A 20,237-nucleotide genomic window follows, 5' to 3' on the forward strand; every position below is an offset into this window, starting at 1 on the left:
TCCGGATACCGAGCCGGCTCGATTTAACGGTCTGGAAGTCGCGGGCCCGCTACTGCTCGGACGGTTGCGGGTTCGGATCGGACGGGATGAGCGGGAACGCGACGCGCGACGGCACCGAGGGGCTGCTGCACCGCTGGCACGCCGCGAAGGCCGCCATCCGCGGATTGCCGGCCTACGAGGACCTGGTCCTGGGCAATCTCGGCCGCATGGCGAGCCGGTCCGCCCTGGTGGACGCGTCGTTCGCCAGCCCCCGCCTCCTCTGGGTCGGCGAGACCTTCGAGGAGTGGCTCGGACGCTCCGAACCGGGAGCGGCACCGGGCTCCGCCTGGGCCGACCGCGCCCTCGACGAGGTGACCGGCGGGCTCTCGTACGCCCTGCGCGAGATCGTCGCCGAGGCCCTCGCCGGCGGGGAGCCGGTCCGCACGCCCTGCGCCCGGGTGGCGGGCGGCGTCGCCTACACCACCGAGATGGTCGGCCTGCCGATGGCCGGCCGGTCCGGGGGGCTGGTGCTTCTGTGCCTCGCCGGCAGGACGACGCGGACGAACCTCCTCAAGACCCTGTTTCGCTCCACCCGGCAGGGCATGGCGGCCGTCACGACCGTGCGGGACGGCGCCGGCGCGGTCACGGATTTCCGCATCCTGTCCCTCAACGATGCCGCCGCCGCGATGATGCGCACCACCGTCGAGCGGGCGCAGTGGCGGCGCCTGTCGACGCTTCTCCCGGCCACGACGGTCGCGCCGATGCTCGCGCGCCTGAGCGCCGCCCTGTCCGGCGACAAGCGCCATTACGAGACCTCCTACACCCGGGCGGACGGCAGCCTGCTGCATCTCCGCGTCGAGATCGCGGCGATCGGCGATCTCCTCGGCGTGACCCTCACGGATATCGGCGACCTGAAGGCGCGGGAGGCCTCGGCGCGCCTCCTGTTCGAGCACAACCCGGTGCCGATGTGGCTCTCGGGCGAGGACGGGGCCGTGCTGGCGGTCAACGACGCCGCCACCGGCCATTACGGCTTCCCGCGCGAGGACTTCCTGCACCTGTCGGCCGGCGACCTCGTGGCCCCGGGCGCGGGCGGGCCGTCCCAGCGCCACCGCCGCCGGGACGGCAGCGTCATCGACGTCGAGGTGTTTTCCGGGCCGATCCCGTTCGAGGGCGTGAGCGCCACCCTGAACGCCTGCGTCGACGTGACCGAGCAGCGCCGGGCCGAGCGGCGCATCGCCCACATGGCCCATCACGACGCCCTCACGGGCCTGCCGAACCGCGTGCTGTTCCACGACCGGCTGGCCGAGGCGGTAGCGGCAGAGGTCCCGGTCGGGCTGCTCTGCCTCGATCTCGACCACTTCAAGCTCGTCAACGACACCCTCGGCCACCCGGCGGGCGACGCGCTGCTGCGCCAGGTCGCCGAGCGCCTGCGCGCCTGCCTGACGGCCGACGGGCTGGTGGCACGGCTCGGCGGCGACGAGTTCGCGATCCTGCACCGGGCCGAGCGGCCGGCCCTTCTGGCCCTCGCCGACCGGATCATCGCTGCCCTCTGCCGGCCGTTCGCGCTCGACGGCCAGGACGTCACGGTCGGGGTCAGCATCGGCCTCGCCCACGCGCCCGAGCATGGCCGGGATCCCGACGGGCTCCTGCGCAAGGCCGATACCGCCCTCTACGCCGCCAAGGCCGACGGCCGGCGCACCCGGCGCCTGTTCGAGCCCGCCATGGACGCGGCGCTCCAGGGACGCCGCTCCCTCGAACGCGACCTGCGGGCGGCGATGGCCGCGGAGGCGCTGGAGGTCCACTACCAGCCCCTCGTCGACGCGCGCAGCCTCGCGGTGACGGGCTGCGAGGCGCTGCTGCGCTGGCGCCACCCCGAGCGCGGCTTCGTCTCGCCGGCGGATTTCATCCCGGTGGCCGAGGAGACCGGGTTGATCGCGCCCTTGGGCGAGTGGGTGCTGGCCCGGGCCTGCCGCGAGGCCGCCGCCTGGCCGCGCCCGGTGCGGATCGCCGTCAACCTCTCGCCGGCCCAGTTCCGCACCCCCGACCTCGTCGGCACCGTGGCCCGGGCGCTCGCCGAATCGGGCCTCGACCCGGTGCGGCTCGAGCTCGAGATCACCGAGCAGGTGATGCTGGAGGAGAGCGCCGCCAACATCGCGGTGCTGCACCGCCTGCGCGGCCTCGGGGTGCGCATCGCCATCGACGATTTCGGCACCGGCTACGCCTCGCTGAGCTACCTGCGTGCCTTTCCGTTCGACAAGATCAAGATCGACCGCTCGTTCACCGCGGCGCTCGGCCACGAGGCCGCGGCTCTGGCGGTGGTGCAGGCGGTGATCGGGCTCGGCGCCAGCCTCGGCATCACCACGGTCGCGGAGGGCGTCGAGACCGAGGCGCAGCTCTCCGTCCTGCGGCGCAGCGGCTGCGACGAGGTGCAGGGCTTCCTGTTCAGCCGCCCGGTCCCGGCGGCGGACCTGCGCGCCCTCGTCGCCGCGTCCGCGGGGCCCTGGATGGCGGCGGCGGCCTGAGGCGGAGGCTCCGACTTTCCCGGCCTCCTGAGTCCGGCGGGACACAACCTGGAGCGGCGGGAGCGGCTAGGCATGGGCCCCTGTCCAGCGACGGGCCGCCGATCCGCCCGTCCCGCCGAAAGGTCGCTTTCCGATGCCGCCGCGCCGCCTCGTCCTCGCCCTCCTCGCCGGGCTGCCGCTCGCGGCCTGCAACGCCCGCGGTCCCGCCCAGGTGGCGGCCGTCGATCCGGATGCGGCCTGGTACATCGGCACCATGCCCGACCAGCCCTACGACGTGCCGCTGGTCGATCGCAGCCGGATGGACCCGAAATACCGGCCCCAGACCGTCGCCTATACCGGTCTGGAGAAGCCCGGCACCGTCGTGGTCGATATCGACGAGCGCTTCCTCTACCTCGTCCAGGAGGGCGGCCAGGCGCGCCGCTACGGCGTCGGCGTCGGCAAGCTCGGCTTCTCCTGGAAGGGCACCGCCACGGTCGGCCGCAAGGGCGTCTGGCCCGATTGGGGGCCGACCGCCAAGATGGTCAGCCTCAACCCCGACCTGCCGCGTAACCGCAAGGGCGGCGTCGACAACCCGCTGGGCGCCCGCGCCCTCTACCTCTACCAGGGCGGCCGCGACATCCTCTTTCGCATCCACGGCACCAACGAGCCCTGGAGCATCGGCGAGCAGATGTCCTCGGGCTGCGTGCGCATGCTGAACGAGGACGTGGTCGACCTCTACAACCGCGTCCCGGTCGGCACGACCGTGATGGTGAAGCGGAACGGGAGGTATCGGGTCTAGGGGCAAGCGTCGTCGGGGGCTCGTGAACCCTCCCCCCTCTGCGGGGAAGGGTTCGGCGGGAGCGCCCCTCCTCACACCGGCGGGTGCATCCAGAACTGGGCGATCAGGGCCGCGCCCAGGAACGTGCCGGCATTGGCCATGAACGACACCACCACGATGCGCCAGCCGAGGCGGCGGAAGGCCGGAAAGTCCTTGGCGAGCGACAGGCCCGCGAAGGCGAGGATCGGGGTGGCGAGCGCCAGGAAGTTGATCCGGCCCGTCGCCGCCGCGATCTCGGCCGAGAACGGCGTGCCCGGATAGGTGAGCGCCATGCCGATCAGCGACACCCAGACCACCGCCGGCAGCCGGCGCCCGGCGAGGCGGTAGAGCACCTCGCCGACGATCACCGCACCCACGATGATGGCTGCACCGATCAGCACCTGACCGTCGATCGCCGTGCCGTAGGTGAGCCGGTTGCCGATGAGGCCGAACGCCGCCGTGGCGAGCCAGATCAGCACCAGCGCCGGCAGCCCGAAGGCCGGGGCGGCATGGGCCGCGACCGCGGTGGCCGGTTCGGGTGCGGCCTCGGTCCGGCCGCGGCCCCGGCCGAGGATCGGCTCCAGCACGCCGTAGGCCCAGATCGTGAACGGAAGCGACAGGAACAGCGTGAAATAGGTGCCGATGGTGGTGGTGATGAGGTTGCTCGCCGCCGCGAAGGTGGCGACCTCCTTGGCCATCTCGGGCGTCTGCTGCGCCGCGATGGCGCCGGCGGCGGCCGCCATCATGCTGCCCGAGCCGACGCCGGCGCCCATGGCGAGCGCCAGCGGGTTGAAGAGGCCGAGGCTCGCGATCAGCCCGGCCAGCACCGCGATGAACACCGCCCCGAACACCGTGCCGGTGAGGTACTCGGCCAGCACGCCGCGGCCTTCCGGCGAATCCATGCCGAAGCGCTCGCCGATGATCGCGAGGCTCGGCTCGCGCCCGACCGAGAAGGTGGCGCCGATCGCCTCGCGCTTGAGGCCGAGCAAGAGCGCCACGGGCAGGCCGAACACCATCGTGCCGAAGAAGTGGCCGAATTCCTGGAAGGCCAGGGCCCAGCCGGCGCTCAGGATCTTCGGCAGCGAGCCGCCGACGAGGAGGCCGAGCTTGGCGACGAAGAGCAGCAGGGCCGGCTGCAGGATCGCGCCCGCGGCGTGCTGGAGCGCCACGGGCAGCCGTAAGGAGCGGGGCAGGCGCGGCGCGGCCAGCCCTAGGCCCCCGCCCATCAGCAGGGCCCAGAGCAGCGGCAGCAGGATGATCTTGCCGTGCCCGAGCGGGATGGCGACGTTGCCGATCGCCTCCGCGATGGTCACCACCACGAGGGCGACGAGGAAGAGCGTCAGGATGCCGGCGCGGCCGGCATCGGTCGGGGGCGCGACGGCCGTGCCGCCGCTCGCGAGGGTACCGCTGGTCATGGGGGACGTCTCCGGTGCGGGGGGGCGGTCCGGGGGCCGCCCCCCGGACCGGGTGGGGTGTCAGGCTCCGACGCCGGGGGCGTAGCCGAACGCGACGGCGGGGGCGGCGGCGGTCTCGACCCAGACGCTCTTGACCTGGGTGTATTCGTGCAGGGCCTCGATCCCGCTGGAGCGGCCGTAGCCGCTGCGCCCGGAGCCGCCGAAGGGCGAGGAGACGTGGATCGTCTTGTAGGCGTTGATCCAGAAGGTCCCGGCCCGCACCGCGGCCGCCACCCGGTGGGCGCGCCCGACGTCGCGGGTCCAGACCGCGCCGGCGAGCCCGAACGCGGAATCGTTGGCGATGCTCACCGCCTCCTCCTCCGTGTCGAACGGGATCACCGTCACCACCGGCCCGAAGATCTCGGTGCGGGCGCAATCCATGGCGTTGTCGGCGCCCGACAGGATCGTCGGGCGGACGAAGAAGCCGCCCTCCGCCGGGTGGCCGTCGCTGCCCGCCGCCAGGGTGGCGCCCTGGTCGAGGCCGCCGCGGATCATCGCCAGCACGTGGCGGTACTGGGCGGCGTTGCTGATCGGCCCGACCTCGGTCTGCGGGTCGAGGGGATCGCCGACGCGGATGCGGTTCGCCCCCTCCGCCAGCATGGCGACGAAGCGGTCGTGGACCGGGCGCTCGACGAGGAGCCGCGAGCCGGCGACGCAGGACTGGCCGGCGCCGGCGAAGATCGCCGCCTGCGCCCCCAGGCACGCCCGCTCCAGGTCGGCATCGGCGAACACGATGTTGGCCGACTTGCCGCCGAGCTCGAGCACGCAGGGCTTGAGGTGGCGCGCCGCGGCCTCCGCGATCTTCGCGCCGGTGGCCGGCGAGCCGACGAAGACCACCTTCGCCACCGCCGGATCGGCGAGCGCCGCCTGCCCGGTGGTGTGGCCGTAGCCCGACAGCACGTTGACGACGCCCGCCGGCAGCCCGGCCCGCTCGGCCAGCACCGCCACGGCGAGCGAGGTGAGGGGGGTCAGCTCGGAGGGCTTGAGCACCACCGCGTTGCCGGCGGCGAGCGCCGGGGCGAGCTGCCAGCCGCAGGTGAAGACCGGGGCGTTCCAGGGCGTGATCTGCAGCACCACGCCGAGGGGCTCGCGGCGGGTGTAGTTGAGGTGGCTGGTGGGGACCGGGATCACCTCGCCGTGCAGCTTGTCGGCCCAGCCGGCATAGTACTCGAACATCTCGGCGACCTTGGCCGCCTCGCCGCGGCAGTCGCGGATCGGCTTGCCGGCGTTCAGGGCCTCGAGCCGGGCGAGGGGCTCGATCTCGGCCCGGATCGTGCGGGCGATCTCCTGCATCACCCGGCCGCGGGCGGCGCCGGTGAGCGCGGCCCAGCGGCCCTGGGCCTCGCGCGCCGCCCGGGCGGCCTCGGCGGCGACCGGGGCGCCGGCATCCGGGTACTCGGCCAGCGTCAGGCCGGTGGCGGGATCGACGAGGCGGACGGTCTCGCCGGTGCCCGGCACCATGCGGCCGTTCACCCAGGAGCCGATGCAGGGCCCGGTCGACGGGGTCTCGGGGAAGAACGGCCGCATCAGGACGGCCAGGGTCTGGGGACGGGTCTCGGTCACGACGGGGCCTCCTGATCAGGCGAGCTGGAGCTTGACGATGGCGTTGAAGTCGGCGTCGTCCGGGATTTCGGTGCTGTCGCGCCACAGCCGGGCGGCCTGCGCCGAGAGCGGCAGATCGAGGTCGAGGGCGGCGATCAGCGCGCCGGCGAGCCGCACGTCCTTGCGCATCAGCTTCATGGTGAAGCCGGAATCGAAGGCGCCGTTGAGCACCCAGGTCGGGAAGTTGACCTGCGTGACGCCGCTGCGGCCCGAGCCGGCATTGATCCCGGCGAGCAGGCGCGCGGGCTCGACGCCGGCATCCCGCGCCATCCGCACCGCCTCCGCGGCGGTGATCAGGTGGGCGGCGCAGAGCAGGTTGTTGGCGAGCTTGGTGACGTGGCCGGCGCCGACGCCGCCGACATGGACCCGCGTCGCGCTCATCGCCGCCAGCACCGGCTCGGCCCGGGCCACCGCCGCGTCGCTGCCGCCGAGCACCATCGTCAGGGTGGCGGCATGCGCGCCCTTCGGGCCGCCGCTCACCGGCGCGTCGATGAGCGCGAGGCCGGCGGGTTCGAGCGCCGCCGCGATCCGCCGGGTGACGTCCGGGTGCGAGGTCGAGGTGTCGACGATCAGGAGGTCCGGTTTCGCGCCCTGGAGCGGCCCGTCGGCGCCGAGCAGCACCGCCTCCACCACCTCGGGGGTCGGCAGCGACAGCACCACCGCGTCGCAGTCCCGCCACAGGGAGGCGGGGGCGTCCGCGACCGTGATCCCGTCCGCCTCCAGGGCCGCGCGGGCGGCGGGGGCGGGGTCGTAGCCGATGACCTCGAAGCCGCCCCGCCGCAGCGAGAGGGCCATGCCCCGGCCCATGTTGCCGAGCCCGATGACGCCGATCCTGCGCATGTCCGCTGGTCTCCCATCGGCGCCGGGATCGTGGCCGCGGCGCCTCCTGGGACCCGGAGAGTGAGGCAGGCCGGTGTTGAGTGGAATGACACTGGCAAGTATTTTGCGTTGACTTGCCGGCAACGCACTCGGCGAGCGGAATGTCGACGGGCGGGAGGGACGACCGATGCAGAGCCTGGACGAGCGCTGCCTGCGCTATCTCGCGGAGGCGGTCGGCTGCGGGTCGGTCCGCGCCGCGGCCGACAAGCTCAACGTCAACGCCTCGGCGGTGAGCCGTCAGCTCGCCCAGATGGAGGTGCAGCTCGCCACGCCCCTGATCGAGCGCCACCGCCGCGGGGTGCGGGCGACGCCGGCCGGCTCGCTCCTCCTCGACTATTACCGGCGCCAGGCCTCCGACCGGGAGGACATCCTGGCCAAGCTCACCGACCTGAAGGGCCTGCGCCGCGGCCATATCGACGTAGTGCTCGGCGAGGGCTTCGTCGGCGATCTGATGTCGGGCCTGCTCCAGGGTTTCTGGGGCCGTCACCCCGACCTGACCATGACCCTCGACCTCGCGGCGACCAACGACGTGGTGCGTCGCGTCGTCGAGGACGAGGCGCATCTCGGTCTCGTCTACAATCCGCCGCCCGAGCCGCGGTTGCGCACCCATCTGGCGATGCCCCAGCCGATCCGGGTCCTGGTGCGAGCGAACCACCCGCTCGCCGCCCATCCGGGCCCGGTTCGCCTCGCCGACCTCGCCGGCCACCGCCTCGGCACGATGCACCCGGCCTACGGCATCCGGCAGATCATCGCGGCGGCGGAGCGGGCCGAGGGCGTGCGGCTCGACCCGGTGCTCATCACCGGCTCGATCGGGGTACTCAAGCAGTTCGTCGCCTCCGGCATCGGCGTGACGCTGCTGCCGGCCTTCTGCGCCGCCCAGGAGGTCGCCGAGGGCAGCCTGGCGGCGCTGCCGCTGGCCGATCCCGGGCTCGACGGCGTCGAGGCGCAGATCGTCACCCGCCTCGGCCGTCAGCTCCCGCCGGCGGCGGGCACGCTGCTCCAGCACCTCGCCCGCGGCATGGCCGGGGAGGCGAAGGGCGAGGCCCGCAATTCGTCTTCCTCGAGGTGATGCGAGACCGGCTCAGCAAGAAAAAATCGCCGGATAGGCGGAACCTTCTCGCGTGATGTCGATGTGGGAAGTTCGCCGGTCCAAGGCTGCATAGCGAGATCGATATTCACGCGGCATTAGGATCTATGCCGCAGCGTTACGGGATAATGTGCTGTCCAGACTGTGGCCGGACCGGCCCGTTCCGGGACATTGGGGAGCCTCCGCCCATGTCGTCTCGTGCCGCGCCCTCCGGCGTCTCGTCGCTGCGTCTCGTGAACCTGCCGCTTGCCGCCAAGATCGCGGCGGCTCCCGTCCTGCTCCTGTGCCTCAGCCTCGCCGTCGCGGCCGTGTCCTGGCGCAATCTGGAGACCGTCGAGGAGACGGCCGCCTGGTCCGCGCATACCCGGGAGGTGATGCAGAACGTCGACCGGACGGTCCTCGCCATGGTCAACCGCGAGTCGGGCCTGCGCGGCTTCCTCCTGTCGGGCGAAACGTCGTTCCTGGCGCCCTACCGCGCCGGCGAGGCGGATTTCGCGGCGGCCCTCGGGCGGGCCCGGACCCTGGTGGCCGACAACCCGGAGCAGCGCACCCATCTCGATGCCCTCGGCCGTCTCGAGCAGCAATGGACCGCCGAGGTCGCCGCGCGGGCGATCCGCCTGATGCAGGATCCGGCGACGCAAGGGGAGGCGCGGCGGATCGAGGCGTCGGGCGCCGGCAAGGCGGTGATGGACGCGATCCGTGCCAAGGCCGCCGAGCTCGCGGCGGTCGAGCAGGCGCTGCTGGATGCGCGCCGGGAGGAATCCGCGGCGGCCGTGCGGCAATCCCGCCTCGCCAGCCTCGTCGGCTTCGCCGTGATGGTCGGGGCGGCGGCCCTGTCGCTGCTCCTCCTGCAACGCGGCGTCATCTGGCCGATCCGCGGCATGACGGCGGCGATGGGCCGGCTCGCCGGCCACGACCTCGCCGTGGAGGTCCCCGGCGCCGGCCGCCGCGACGAGATCGGCGGGATGGCCGATGCGGTCCAGGTGTTCAAGGACGGCCTGATCCGCGCCCGGGCGCTCGAAGAGGAGACGCGGCTCGCCCGCGCCTCCGCCGAGGAGCAGCGCAAGGCCGGCATGCGCCAGATGGCCGATGCCTTCGAAGCCGCGGTGGGCGGCATCGTCGAGGGTGTCTCGACCTCGGCCACCGCGCTGCAGGCGACCGCCCGGACGATGTCGGCCACCGCGACGCAGACCGCCGCGCAATCCACCGCCGTGGCGGCGGCGGCCGAAGAGGCCTCCTCCAACGTCGGCACCGTCGCGGCGGCGGCGGAGGAGCTCGGCGCCTCGGTCCAGGAGATCGGCCGCCAGGTCGACGGCTCGGCCGGCCTCGCCCGCACGGCTGCCGCCGAGGCCGGTGCGACCGCCGGTGTGGTGCGCGACCTCAGCCTCGCGGTGAACCGCATCGGCGACGTCGTCGGGCTGATCTCCTCGATCGCCGCGCAGACCAACCTGCTGGCGCTCAACGCCACCATCGAGGCGGCCCGCGCGGGCGCGGCCGGCCGCGGCTTCGCGGTGGTGGCCGCCGAGGTGAAGGAGCTCGCCGGCCAGACCGCGAGGGCGACCGACGAGATCACCGGGCAGATCGCGGCGATCCAGGCCGCCACCGGCCGGGCGACGACCGCGATGGCGGGCATCGGCGGGCGGATCGACGAGATCAGCGGCGTGGCGGCGGCGATCGCGGCCGCCGTGGAGGAGCAGGGCGCGGCGACGCGCGAGATCGTCCGCAACGTCTCGCAGGCGGCGGTCGGCACCGGCGAGGTGACCGGCACCATCGCCGGGGTGGCGGGCGCGGCGGAGGAGACCGGCGCCGCCGCGAGCCAGGTGCTCACCTCGGCTTCCGCGCTGTCGCATCAGTCGGAGCGCCTGACGGCCGAGGTGACGCGGTTCCTCGCCACCGTGCGGGCGGCCTGAGACGCGTGCGGGTCGTCTGAACGGGCCTCACGGGAGCGGAGAGGCCCGCTCCCGGCCTTCGAACGCGTCGCGGAAGTCCGGCAGGGCGAGGGCGTGCAGGAGGTCGCGCAGCAGCCCCGCCCGCTCGGCCCCGAACGCGGCCTCGAAGCGGGTCTGGGCGTCGCGCCAGAGGGGCGTCGCCTCGGCGAGCTTGGCGGCGCCGGCCTCCGTCAGGGCGATGCGCCGGGCCCGGCGGTCGCGCGGGTCCGCCACCACGTCGACGTAGCCGTCCCGGGCCAGGGGCTTGAGGGTATGGCCGAGCCCCGAGAGGTCCATGACCATCGCCTCGGCCAATTCCCCCATCGTCGGGGTGCCGAGGCTGCGGATCGTCGCCAGCAGGCCGTACTGCGTGGTGCGCAGGCCGCAGGGGCTCAACGCCTCGTCGTAGAGTTGCCCGACGCTGCGTGTCGCCCGGCGCAGGGCCGCGTTGCTGCAACGGGTCGGTTGGATCGTCACGCGCCGGCCTCCGCCTTCCGGGGGATGTCCGGATATGCGGCCTGGCGCACCCCGCCGCAATGTCTCCCCCCGGCACCCGCGCCGAAGGTCGCGGGGGCCGGGGGGAGACGGGTGGCGGGCTCGGCCTATATGCACCTGCCGAAGTGTTGGGCCGATCGGTGGCGCGAGGCGGACGCGCTCGGCCGTGCGGCGCCCGGACGGATGGGAGACGGATGACGCAACTCGGACACGCGCCGGATCTCGCCGCGGAGAACGAGCGCCTGCGCGCCGCCTTGGCGGCCGCCGAGCGCGCCCGGGACGCGGCGGAGGCGGAGGCGCGAGCGGCCAAGGCGGCTCTCGCAGAGGCCGCGTCCGCCGGAACCGAGTTCGTCGACACGGCCCGGACCGCTCCCGCGGGGGCAGCCCGGCCGTCGGGCGAGGGCGGCGGCCTCCTCGGCGATCCGCGCCTGCGGGCGGCCCTCGGCATCCCGACCGTCGGGGTGATCGTGTTCGACATGGCGGGCCGGGTGCTGGAGGCCAACGACACCTTCCTGGCGATGAGCGGCTACGACCGCGAGGATCTCGACCGCGGCCGGCTCTCCGGCGCCACCCTGGTGCCGCCGGAATGGCAGCCGGTGTCGCGCCGCGTCATCGCCGAGCTCCAGGCCCAGGGCCGATCCGATTCGACCGAGCGCGAGTATCTGCGCCGGGACGGCTCGCGGTTCTGGGGCCTGTGCGCGGCGACCCGGCTCGACGACGGCAACGGCTTCGAGTTCATCATCGACATCACCGACCGGCGCCGGACCGAGGAGGCGCTGCGGCGCAGCGAGGCGCGCTACCGCACGCTGTTCGAGGCGATCGATGCCGGGTTCTGCGTCATCGCCCTGCGGTTCGGCGCCGACGGCCGGGCCGACGATTACCGCTTCCTCGAGGTCAACCCCGCCTTCGCCCGCCATACCGGCCTCGCGGATGCCGCCGGGCGCTGGATGCGCGACCTCGCCCCCGATCACGAGCAGCACTGGTTCGACCTCTACGGCCGGGTGGCGCGGACGGGCGAATCGGTGCGCTTCATGCAGCCGGCCCGGGCGCTGGGGGAGCGCTGGTACGAGGTGCACGCCTTCCGGGTCGACGCGCCGGAGGACCACCACGTCGCGGTGCTGTTCAACGACGTCACCGCCCAGCGCCGGCTGGAAGAGGCCCTGCGCGGCCTCAACGAGACCCTGGAACGCCAGGTCGCCGCCCGCACCGCCGAGCGCGACCGGATCTGGCAGGTCAGCCGCGACATGCTCGGCGTCGCCGATGCCGACGGCGCCTGGCTGAGCGTCAACCCGGCCTGGACCGCGATCCTCGGCTGGCAGCCCGAGGAGGTGGTGGGGCGCAGCTCCGCCTGGCTCGAGCACCCGGACGACCAGGACCGGACCCGCGACGAGATCCGCCGCCTCGCCGACGGCGAGCCGACCCTGTCGTTCGAGAACCGGTTCCGCACCCGGGACGGCGGCTACCGCACCCTGTCCTGGCGGGCGGTCCCGTTCGAGGGCAGCCTGTACTGCGTCGCCCGGGACGTCACCGACCAGCGCGAGCGGGCCCAGCGCCTCGTCCAGGCCGAGGAGGCCCTGCGCCAGTCGCAGAAGATGGAGGCGGTGGGCCAGCTCACCGGCGGCGTCGCCCACGACTTCAACAACCTGCTCACCATCATCCGCTCGTCGGTGGATTTCCTGCGTCGGCCCGATCTGCCGGAGGCGCGCAAACGCCGCTACCTCGACGCGGTGTCCGACACGGTGGACCGGGCCGCCAAGCTCACCGGCCAGCTCCTCGCCTTCGCCCGCCGCCAGGCCCTGGCGCCGGAGGTGTTCGACGTCGTCGCCCGGCTCCAGGGCGTCGCCGACATGCTCGACACGGTCACGGGCGCGCGCATCCGCGTGGTGACGAGGGGCCCCGAGCGGCCCTGCTTCGTGCGCGCCGATCTCAGCCAGTTCGAGACCGCGCTCATCAACATGGCGGTCAATGCCCGCGATGCGATGGAAGGGGAGGGGACGCTCACCCTGGCGGTCGCCTGCGGGGCGGAGAAACCCGAGATCCGCGGCCACGCCGCCGCGGCCGGGCCCTTCGCGGCGATCTCGCTCACCGATACCGGCACCGGTATGACGCCGTCGGTGATCGACAAGATCTTCGAGCCCTTCTTCACCACCAAGGAGGTCGGCAAGGGCACGGGCCTGGGCCTCAGCCAGGTCTTCGGCTTCGCCAAGCAGTCGGGCGGCGACGTCGACGTGACGAGCCGGGTCGGGCAGGGCTCGACCTTCATCCTCTACCTTCCGGAGGTGGCCGCCCCGGCCGAGCCCGGCCGCGCGGCGGCGCCGGACGAGGGGCTGGCGCCGGCCCGGGCCGGGCAGCGGGTGCTCCTCGTCGAGGACAATGTCGGCGTCGGCCGCTTCGCCGCGCAGATCCTCGGCGATCTCGGCTACGTCGCCACCTGGGTCACCAACGCCGAGGCCGCCCTCGACGTGCTCGGCCAGGACGCCGCCTACGACGCGGTCTTTTCCGACGTGGTGATGCCCGGCATGGGCGGCATCGAGCTCGCCAAGACCCTGCGCCGGCGCCATCCGGACCTGCCGGTGCTGCTCACCTCCGGCTACAGCCACGTCCTGGCGCAGGAGGGCTCCCACGGCTTTCCGCTCCTGCACAAGCCGTATTCGGCCGAGCAGCTCTCGAGGATGCTGGCGAGTGCCATCGGGCAGCGGCGGGGCATCGTTCCGGGCGGTTAGGCACGGGGTCCTGCAAAGCTCCGCCGGTAGGCGGCCGGGCTGGTGCCGAGGCGGCTGCGAAAGTGATGACGCAGGCCGGCCGGGTTGCGAAAACCGGTCGCCGCGGCGATGTCGGCGAGGGATATCGGCTCCGGCCGTTCCAGCATCTCCCGGGCGAGGCGCAGCCGCTCGGCGATGATCCATTCGCCCGGCGGCAGGCCGGTCGCCGCGATGAAGCGGCGCTGGAAGGTGCGCAGGCTCATGCCGGCGAGGCGCGCCATCGCGGAAAGCGACCGGTCCTCGGCGAGGCCTGCCCGCATCGCGTCGATCACCGGGCCGAGGCGGGCCGCCTCGTGCGTGCGCAGGACCGGCGCCTCGATGAACTGGGCCTGGCCGCCCTCGCGGTGCGGCGGCACGACGAGGCGGCGCGCCACCGCGTTGGCGAGGTCCGGCCCGAAATCGCCCCGCACGACGTGGAGGCAGAGATCGATGCCGGCGGCACTGCCGGCGGCGGTCAGGATCCGGCCTTCCTCGACGTAGAGCACGTCCGGATCGAGGGCGATGGCGGGGCGGCGCGCCGTGATGGCCGCCGCGTAGCGCCAGTGGGTGGTGGCCCGCCGCCCGTCGAGGAGGCCGGTCGCAGCCAAGACGACGATCCCGGAGCACAGCGACATCAGCCGGGCGCCGCCCGCATGGGCATCGCGCAGGGCTTGGACGAGGTCCGGTGGGACCGGTGCGTCGATCGCCCGCCAGCCCGGCACGACGATCAGGTCGGCCTCCGCCAGCACCTCCAGCCCGCCCTCGACCGCGACCGTGAGGCCTCCGCCTGCGCGCAAGGGGCCGGCCTCCGCCGCGCAGACCGCGTAGCGGTACCAGAGCGGACCGGCCTCCGGCCGCGGAAGCCCGAACACCTCGTAGGCAACGCCGAACTCGAAGGTGCACAGGCCGTCATAGGCCAGCACCGCGACGCGGGGGCCCGAGGTCGAACTCGGGAAGACGGAGGATTTTGGCACGATCTCGACGCGGAACGGCAGCCGGCCCGGTCTCGGGCCGGCGGGGAAGGCGGCAGGATAGGCCAGGTCGATGGGCCGCTCCAAGGGCGGCGCCGACCGTTGAAGGAGCACAGCCCGCCATGTCGAACCCCGTCACCGCCGTTCCGCCCGCTCCTGCCGCCGAGGTCGCCGCGCGTTACGCCCGTCGCCTCGCCTTCGAGACCGACTGCGCCGACGTGCATGCCGCCTTCGCACAGGGAGATCCGGCGCAGGGAGGCCCGGCAGTGGGTGCGGTCGGCTTCGTGCTCCTCGACGTGCGCGGGCCGGCTCTCTACGCGAAAGGCCACGTCCCCTTCGCGCTGAACCTGCCGAGGGGCAAGATGACGCCAAGGCGCATGGCCGAATGGCCCGCCGGCACGCTGTTCGTCGTCTACTGCGCCGGTCCCCACTGCAACGGCGCCGACAAGGCCGCCCTGCATCTGGCCGAACTCGGCGTGTCGGTGAAGGTGATGATCGGCGGCATCACCGGGTGGGTGGACGAGGGATTCGAGTTGGCGGAATGGTGAGGTGATCCTGCGCGGTCGCGACCACACGTATTCAAGTTTTGACGATGTGATTTTGGAAGATGACACGCTGCAAATTTTTCAAAACATCCAGAAAAAGGCGCTGCTTGCACTCTCCGTGGCGGGACAATGTCAGTTAAAAACCCCAATCAGATGGAATTATGGGAGGGATGATTGCGATCGATTGCAAAAGATGGGTATGATCTGCCCATGAACCACGCAGCGGACATCTCCGGTTGCAGAGTCTTGACTTACCCATGAAATCTTTCGCGATAGGCGCTCGGGCCGATGCCCAGATGGCGGAGGAACGCGCGCCGCATGGTTTCCGTCGAGCCGAAACCGCACCGGGCGGCGGTCCGCGTCACGCTGGCGCCCTCCTCCAGCATTCTGCGGGCGCCGTCGAGGCGGATGATCTCCACTCCTTCCGCCGGTGTGCGGCCCGTCCCGCTTCGATAGCGCCGGCAGAAGGTACGAAGGCTCATGCCGGACTGCTCGGCCAGCGTGGATAGCGTCAGGTCGCGATCGAGATGGGATGTGATCCAGCCATGGAGATCCTGGAATGTCTCGTCTGTCGCTTGAAGTGAAAGCGTTGCGCTGAACTGCGACTGGCCGCCCGGACGCTTCAGGAACACAACGAGTTGGCGTGCTACGGACAGCGCCAATTTCCGCCCGTGGTCGGCCTCGACCATAGCGAACGCTAGATCGATCCCCGCCGTCACGCCGGCCGAGGTCCAGATCCGGCCGTCGCGGATGAAGATCGGGTCGGGGTCGAGACGGACTTTGGGATAGCGGGCTGCGAACTCCGCGCAGCGCTGCCAGTGCGTCACCGCTCGGCGCCCGTTAAGGAGCCCCGCTTCGGCCAGGAGCAGAGCCCCACTGCACACCGAGGCGGTGCGCTCCGCCACCGATGCTCGCTGACGAATCCAGTCGATGAGCGCTCTGTCGCATCGCGCCGCGTCCACCCCGTAGCCGCCGGCAACGATCAGCGTGCCGAGCATGCCCGCGCATTCGGCTGCCGGTTGAGATTTGAGTGTCAAGCCTGAGCTTGTGACGATCTCGGCATCGAGCGAGACCACAGCGATCTCATAGGGCTTCGGCTGACCCTGCGGCGTCAGGTCGTTGGCCGTGGCGAAGACCTGCGCCGGGCCCGTTACGTCAAGGATCTGGGCGCGGGCGAAAGCAAGGATTTCGATCCGGTGGGGCGATGGTGCGTTTGGCATGAAGCGAGCGATGATTGGCGCGATAGCCAAACCGTCTCCCGCTAGGCTCGTTCCGTCAAGACAGGACGAGACCCATGACCCTTCGGTTCGGCTTTCTCTGCTTTCCCGGTGTCCAGCAGCTCGATCTCACTGGCCCTTACGAGGTCTTCGCTTCGGCCAGGGGCGCTACCGTCCATCTCGTTTGGAAGGATCTTCAGCCCGTGCGCTCGGCGACGGGTCTGATGCTAACGCCCGACACGCTGCTGGCCGAAGCGCCAGATTTCGATGTCTTGTGCATTCCCGGCGGCGGCGGGGTGAATGCTTTGCTGACCGATGAAACGGTTCTCACCTTCATACGAGACAAGGCAGAGAGGGCTCGGTTCGTCACCTCCGTCTGTACAGGGTCACTGGTTCTCGGGCGGGCCGGGCTCCTCAAGGGCAAGCGCGCCGCCACACACTGGAACGCGATGGACCTCCTGCCAGCCCTCGGCGCCATCCCAGTCGCTGAACGCGTCGTGCAGGATGGCTTGGTCATCACCGCAGGCGGCGTGACCTCGGGCATCGATTTTGGCCTCAAAGTCGTCGCCGAGCTTCTCGGCCGCGAGGAAGCTGAAACGATCCAGCTTTCGCTCGAATACGACCCCGAGCCCCCCTTCGACGCCGGCTCACCCGCGTCGGCTTCGAATGCCATCATCGCGGCGGCCAAGGCCCGCATGGCGGGCTCGCGGCGGGAGCGAGAGGCGCTTCTTGGGTGACGGCCTCAGGTAATCTAGGGGATGAGGGCAGCGCTGACTCCGCGGCTAAGGCCGCGATCAAGCCGGCGTCTGATCGATCATGGCGCCTCTCATCGCCGGGTCGTCGAATAAGCGTGGCTACCAAGTGGACCGAGCAGCAGTTTATCTGCGCATTGTTGCCTTAAGCTGGCGGTCGCCTTTTCACCCTTGCGCCGCGTCCTCGTTCAACCTGACGATGGCACACCGCGTCCCGTGTCGCCGCACAGGAACGAGCCGGACACCGAGCGGCGTCCGGCCCGTCCCGATCATCACGCCGCCGCGAAAGCCCGCAGCACCGCGTCGGCCGCCTCGCGGGTCGTGGCCGTGCCCTTGAGGTCGCGGGTGCGCGACGCCGGCTCGCGCAAGGCGGTCTCGATCGCCGCCACGATGGCGTGGGCGGCGTCCACCTCGCCGAGATGCTCCAGCATCATCGCGGCGGTCCAGATCTGGCCCACCGGGTTGGCGATGCCCTTGCCGGCGATGTCCGGCGCCGAGCCGTGGACGGGCTCGAACAAGGAGGGGAAGCGCCCTTCCGGGTTGATGTTGGCGGACGGCGCGATCCCGATCGTGCCGGTGCAGGCCGGGCCGAGATCCGACAGGATGTCGCCGAACAGGTTCGAGCCCACCACCACGTCGAACCGGTCCGGGTTCAGCACGAAGTGGGCTGTCAGGATGTCGATATGGTACTTGTCGCGACGCACCTCCGGGTAGCGCTCGCCCATCGCCTCGACCCGCTGGTCCCAGTACGGCATCGTGATGGCGATGCCGTTCGACTTGGTGGCCGAGGTCAGGTGCTTCTTCGGCCGGCTTTGCGCGAGGTCGAAGGCGAATTTCAGGATCCGGTCGACGCCGTGACGGCTCATCACCGTCTCCTGGATCACGATCTCCCGCTCGGTGCCCGGATACATCGTGCCGCCGACCGAGGAATACTCGCCCTCGGTGTTCTCGCGCACGACGTAGAAGTCGATGTCGCCGGGCTCGCGGCCGGCGAGCGGGCAGGGCACGCCCGGCATCAGCCGGACGGGACGCAGGTTGACGTACTGGTCGAACTCGCGCCGGAATTGCAGCAGCGAGCCCCAGAGCGAGATGTGGTCCGGCACGGTGGCCGGCCAGCCGACGGCGCCGAAGAAGATCGCGTCGGTTGGGGTCAGGATCTCCTTCCAGTTCGCCGGCAGCATCGTGCCGTGCTCGGCGTAGTAGTCGCACGAGCCGAATGTGTGATGCTGGAGGTCGAGGCGAAAGCCGAACTTCTCCGCCGCGGCTTCGAGGAGGCTGACGCCCTCCGGCACCACTTCCTTGCCGATGCCGTCGCCGGGGATGACCGCGATGCGGTAGTGGCGGTTCTTGGTCGTCATGGTCGAACGTCCTCTCACGCCAGCGCGGCGCGCACGTCGGCGACGTCGAGGACGTCGTTCAGCGTCTGCTCGAAGCGGCCGAGCAGGGTGTCGATGTCCTCGTCCGTGCAGCAGAGCGGCGGCGCGAAGCCGACGATGTCGTCGGCGAAGGCGCGGAAGATCACGCCGTTCTTGTAGCCGAACCGGGCGAGGTGGCCGGAGATGCCGAGATCGGCCGAGGGCTTCGTGCGCTTGGCCTTGTTCGTGACGAGTTCGACGCCGGCCAGCAGCCCGCGCACCCGCACGTCGCCGACGAGGGGATGGTCGGCGAGGCGCTCGAGGCCCGCGGTGAAGCGCTCGCCGGCGCGGCGGCCGTTCTCCAGGATGCCGCCCTCGGTGTAGAGGCGAAGCACTTCGAGGCCGACCGCGGCGCTGACCGGATGGGCCGAGTAGGTGAAGCCGTGGCCGATCGGCTTGCCGGCCGGAGCGTGGTCGGCGATGGCGCGATAGATCCGGTCCGACATCAGCACCGCGCCCATCGGGCTGTAGCCCGAGGTCAGGCCCTTGGCGGTGGTCATCAGGTCCGGCACCACGCCGTCATGCTCGCAGCCGAAGAGCGGGCCGGTGCGGCCGAAGCCGGTGATGACCTCGTCGGCGACGAACAGGATGTCGAGCTCGCGGGCAGTCTCGCGCATCGCCTTCAGCCAGCCGTCCGGCGGCACGATCACGCCGCCCGAGCCCTGGACCGGCTCGGCGAAGAACGCCGCGACGTTCTCCGCGCCCAGTTCCTCGACCTTGGCCTTCAGCGCCGCCACCGACGCGGCGATCACCGCGTCGTCCGTGTCACCGGCCGGGTTGCGGTAGGGATAGGGCGAGGGGATGTGGTGCTGGAGGGTGGTCGGCGCGTCGAAGTTGTCGTGGAAGGACTGAATCGCGGTCAGCCCGGCACCGATGGTCGAGGAGCCGTGATAGCCCCGCTCCAGGGCGATCATGTGCTTCTTCGTCGGCCGGCCGGTGACGTTGTAGTAGTAGCGGATGAACCGCACCGCCGAATCGACCGCGTCCGAGCCGCCGAGCGTGAAGTAGACGTGGTTGAGGTCGCCCGGCGCCAGCTCGGCGAGGCGGGCGGCGAGGCGAATCGCCGGCTCGCTCGAGAAGTGGAAGTAGCCGGTGGCATAGGGCAGCCGCCGCATCTGCTCGGCCGCCACCTCGACGATCGAGTCATGGCCGTAGCCGACATTGACGCACCACAGGCCCGAGAACCCGTCGAGCAGGGTGTGGCCCTCGGCGTCGGTCAGATAGGCGCCCTTGGCCGATTGCAGCACCGTGGCGCCGCGCGCCTCGTGGCCCTTCCACGAGATCACCGGGTGGATGAGGTGGTCGCGGTCGAGCTCGATCAGGGAATTGGGGCGCATGGCTCAGAGGCTCCGGGGCGGCGTGAGTGGCAGGATGCCCGGGGGGCCGCGGGATTTTTTGCCGAGATGGGCGGGCGGCACCGCGCGGGGTGCGGTTTGGAGGGGGCGGGGCGGCAGAATCGGTGGGGGAGGGATCCGGCGACCAGCCCGGGCGTGCGATGCGCGAATGGCCGTTAGGGACGCGGGTCTCCCCTCCCCCCTCTGCGGCAGGGCTGTCCGGGGAAAAGAAGTGGCGCGTCTCCCCTCTCCCGTGTGGGAGAGGGGCAGGGGGTGAGGGTGACACGGTGCAGTGTGAAGCAGTGAACGTCCTGCTGGCAGCGGGACGTTTCGTGCTTGATCCTGAACCGTAGCACCCTCGTGCGATCTTCGATCGCCCCTACCCCTCTCCCACACGGGAGAGGGGATCCCGCGCTTGATTCTTAAAGAGATTTTCCCCGGACAGCCCTGCCGCCCGCGGGGAGAGGGGAGACCCGCGCTTGCATGTTCTTGGGACAGATCGCCTTCCGCGATGACGGCG

General features: G+C 71.7%; 16 protein-coding genes. 8 read left to right on the forward strand and 8 right to left on the reverse strand.

Annotation, left to right across the window (positions count from 1 at the left end; all coding sequences use genetic code 11):
• Positions 1-86 precede the first annotated feature (86 nt).
• A complete protein-coding gene (locus miv_RS19060) occupies positions 87-2,501 on the forward strand; it encodes a putative bifunctional diguanylate cyclase/phosphodiesterase (RefSeq protein WP_207178254.1) in 2,415 nt (804 codons plus the stop codon).
• A gap of 133 nt (positions 2,502-2,634) precedes the next feature.
• Positions 2,635-3,279, forward strand: a complete 645-nt coding sequence (locus tag miv_RS19065) for a L,D-transpeptidase (RefSeq protein WP_207178256.1) — start codon at positions 2,635-2,637, stop codon at positions 3,277-3,279.
• Between the two features lie 71 nt (positions 3,280-3,350).
• Here the strand turns inward: miv_RS19065 and miv_RS19070 are convergent, their stop codons facing one another.
• The 3 genes from miv_RS19070 to miv_RS19080 are packed head-to-tail and all read right to left on the reverse strand — an operon-like array spanning position 3,351 to position 7,193.
• Complete coding sequence (locus miv_RS19070) at positions 3,351-4,712, reverse strand: DUF3100 domain-containing protein (RefSeq protein ID WP_207178258.1); 1,362 nt, start codon at positions 4,710-4,712, stop codon at positions 3,351-3,353.
• A 60-nt stretch (positions 4,713-4,772) separates the two neighbouring features.
• A complete protein-coding gene (locus tag miv_RS19075) occupies positions 4,773-6,278 on the reverse strand; it encodes an aldehyde dehydrogenase family protein (RefSeq protein ID WP_207183555.1) in 1,506 nt (501 codons plus the stop codon).
• A 51-nt stretch (positions 6,279-6,329) separates the two neighbouring features.
• Complete coding sequence (locus miv_RS19080) at positions 6,330-7,193, reverse strand: NAD(P)-dependent oxidoreductase (protein ID WP_207178260.1); 864 nt, start codon at positions 7,191-7,193, stop codon at positions 6,330-6,332.
• A gap of 166 nt (positions 7,194-7,359) precedes the next feature.
• Here miv_RS19080 and miv_RS19085 point away from each other — a divergent pair, with 166 nt between their 5' ends.
• Positions 7,360-8,301, forward strand: coding sequence for a LysR family transcriptional regulator (locus miv_RS19085; protein ID WP_207178262.1), 942 nt, complete (start codon positions 7,360-7,362; stop codon positions 8,299-8,301).
• A gap of 206 nt (positions 8,302-8,507) precedes the next feature.
• Positions 8,508-10,229 (forward strand): methyl-accepting chemotaxis protein, encoded by a 1,722-nt coding sequence (locus miv_RS19090; protein WP_207178264.1) that lies wholly within the window; start codon positions 8,508-8,510, stop codon positions 10,227-10,229.
• 27 nt (positions 10,230-10,256) lie between these two features.
• On the opposite strand, the gene miv_RS19095 is transcribed toward miv_RS19090, so the two are convergent.
• Positions 10,257-10,724: a MarR family winged helix-turn-helix transcriptional regulator gene (locus miv_RS19095; RefSeq protein WP_244748593.1), complete on the reverse strand. Its 468-nt coding sequence runs from the start codon at positions 10,722-10,724 to the stop codon at positions 10,257-10,259.
• Positions 10,725-10,936: 212 nt separating this feature from the next.
• Here miv_RS19095 and miv_RS19100 point away from each other — a divergent pair, with 212 nt between their 5' ends.
• On the forward strand, positions 10,937-13,465 hold the full coding sequence (locus miv_RS19100) for a hybrid sensor histidine kinase/response regulator (protein ID WP_244748594.1): 2,529 nt from the start codon (positions 10,937-10,939) through the stop codon (positions 13,463-13,465).
• Here miv_RS19100 and ftrA read toward each other — a convergent pair.
• On the reverse strand, positions 13,462-14,478 hold the full coding sequence (ftrA, locus tag miv_RS19105) for a transcriptional regulator FtrA (RefSeq protein ID WP_207183557.1): 1,017 nt from the start codon (positions 14,476-14,478) through the stop codon (positions 13,462-13,464). The genes miv_RS19100 and ftrA overlap by 4 nt on opposite strands.
• A gap of 98 nt (positions 14,479-14,576) precedes the next feature.
• Between ftrA and miv_RS19110 the strand changes: the two genes are divergently transcribed.
• Positions 14,577-15,002, forward strand: a complete 426-nt coding sequence (locus tag miv_RS19110) for a rhodanese-like domain-containing protein (protein WP_207178268.1) — start codon at positions 14,577-14,579, stop codon at positions 15,000-15,002.
• A 1-nt stretch (position 15,003) separates the two neighbouring features.
• Positions 15,004-15,213, forward strand: a complete 210-nt coding sequence (locus tag miv_RS19115) for a hypothetical protein (RefSeq protein WP_207178270.1) — start codon at positions 15,004-15,006, stop codon at positions 15,211-15,213.
• A 37-nt stretch (positions 15,214-15,250) separates the two neighbouring features.
• On the opposite strand, the gene miv_RS19120 is transcribed toward miv_RS19115, so the two are convergent.
• A complete protein-coding gene (locus tag miv_RS19120; RefSeq protein WP_207183558.1) occupies positions 15,251-16,219 on the reverse strand; it encodes a GlxA family transcriptional regulator in 969 nt (322 codons plus the stop codon).
• Positions 16,220-16,293: 74 nt separating this feature from the next.
• Here miv_RS19120 and miv_RS19125 point away from each other — a divergent pair, with 74 nt between their 5' ends.
• The gene (locus tag miv_RS19125) at positions 16,294-16,953 is read left to right on the forward strand and encodes a DJ-1/PfpI family protein (RefSeq protein ID WP_207178272.1); all 660 of its coding nucleotides are present in this window, start codon (positions 16,294-16,296) and stop codon (positions 16,951-16,953) included.
• A 287-nt stretch (positions 16,954-17,240) separates the two neighbouring features.
• Here the strand turns inward: miv_RS19125 and miv_RS19130 are convergent, their stop codons facing one another.
• Positions 17,241-18,326 carry a tartrate dehydrogenase gene (locus miv_RS19130; RefSeq protein WP_207178274.1) on the reverse strand — a complete coding sequence of 362 codons (1,086 nt, stop codon included), beginning with the start codon at positions 18,324-18,326 and terminating at the stop codon, positions 17,241-17,243.
• 14 nt (positions 18,327-18,340) lie between these two features.
• The gene (locus miv_RS19135) at positions 18,341-19,720 is read right to left on the reverse strand and encodes an aspartate aminotransferase family protein (RefSeq protein WP_207178276.1); all 1,380 of its coding nucleotides are present in this window, start codon (positions 19,718-19,720) and stop codon (positions 18,341-18,343) included.
• Between the last annotated feature and the right edge of the window lie 517 nt (positions 19,721-20,237).

It is taken from the genome of Methylobacterium indicum, assembly GCF_017347565.1.
GTDB classification, from domain to species: Bacteria; Pseudomonadota; Alphaproteobacteria; order Rhizobiales; family Beijerinckiaceae; genus Methylobacterium; species Methylobacterium indicum.

Excerpts from the sequence above, each read along its gene's own strand:
- miv_RS19060 (WP_207178254.1), top strand. The coding sequence starts at position 87 with ATGAGCGGGAACGCGACGCGCGACGGCACCGAGGGGCTGCTGCACCGC.
- miv_RS19065 (WP_207178256.1), top strand. The coding sequence starts at position 2,635 with ATGCCGCCGCGCCGCCTCGTCCTCGCCCTCCTCGCCGGGCTGCCGCTC.
- miv_RS19070 (WP_207178258.1), bottom strand. The coding sequence starts at position 4,712 with ATGACCAGCGGTACCCTCGCGAGCGGCGGCACGGCCGTCGCGCCCCCG.
- miv_RS19075 (WP_207183555.1), bottom strand. The coding sequence starts at position 6,278 with ATGCGGCCGTTCTTCCCCGAGACCCCGTCGACCGGGCCCTGCATCGGC.
- miv_RS19080 (WP_207178260.1), bottom strand. The coding sequence starts at position 7,193 with ATGCGCAGGATCGGCGTCATCGGGCTCGGCAACATGGGCCGGGGCATG.
- miv_RS19085 (WP_207178262.1), top strand. The coding sequence starts at position 7,360 with ATGCAGAGCCTGGACGAGCGCTGCCTGCGCTATCTCGCGGAGGCGGTC.
- miv_RS19090 (WP_207178264.1), top strand. The coding sequence starts at position 8,508 with ATGTCGTCTCGTGCCGCGCCCTCCGGCGTCTCGTCGCTGCGTCTCGTG.
- miv_RS19100 (WP_244748594.1), top strand. The coding sequence starts at position 10,937 with ATGACGCAACTCGGACACGCGCCGGATCTCGCCGCGGAGAACGAGCGC.
- miv_RS19110 (WP_207178268.1), top strand. The coding sequence starts at position 14,577 with ATGTCGAACCCCGTCACCGCCGTTCCGCCCGCTCCTGCCGCCGAGGTC.
- miv_RS19120 (WP_207183558.1), bottom strand. The coding sequence starts at position 16,219 with ATGCCAAACGCACCATCGCCCCACCGGATCGAAATCCTTGCTTTCGCC.
- miv_RS19125 (WP_207178272.1), top strand. The coding sequence starts at position 16,294 with ATGACCCTTCGGTTCGGCTTTCTCTGCTTTCCCGGTGTCCAGCAGCTC.
- miv_RS19130 (WP_207178274.1), bottom strand. The coding sequence starts at position 18,326 with ATGACGACCAAGAACCGCCACTACCGCATCGCGGTCATCCCCGGCGAC.
- miv_RS19135 (WP_207178276.1), bottom strand. The coding sequence starts at position 19,720 with ATGCGCCCCAATTCCCTGATCGAGCTCGACCGCGACCACCTCATCCAC.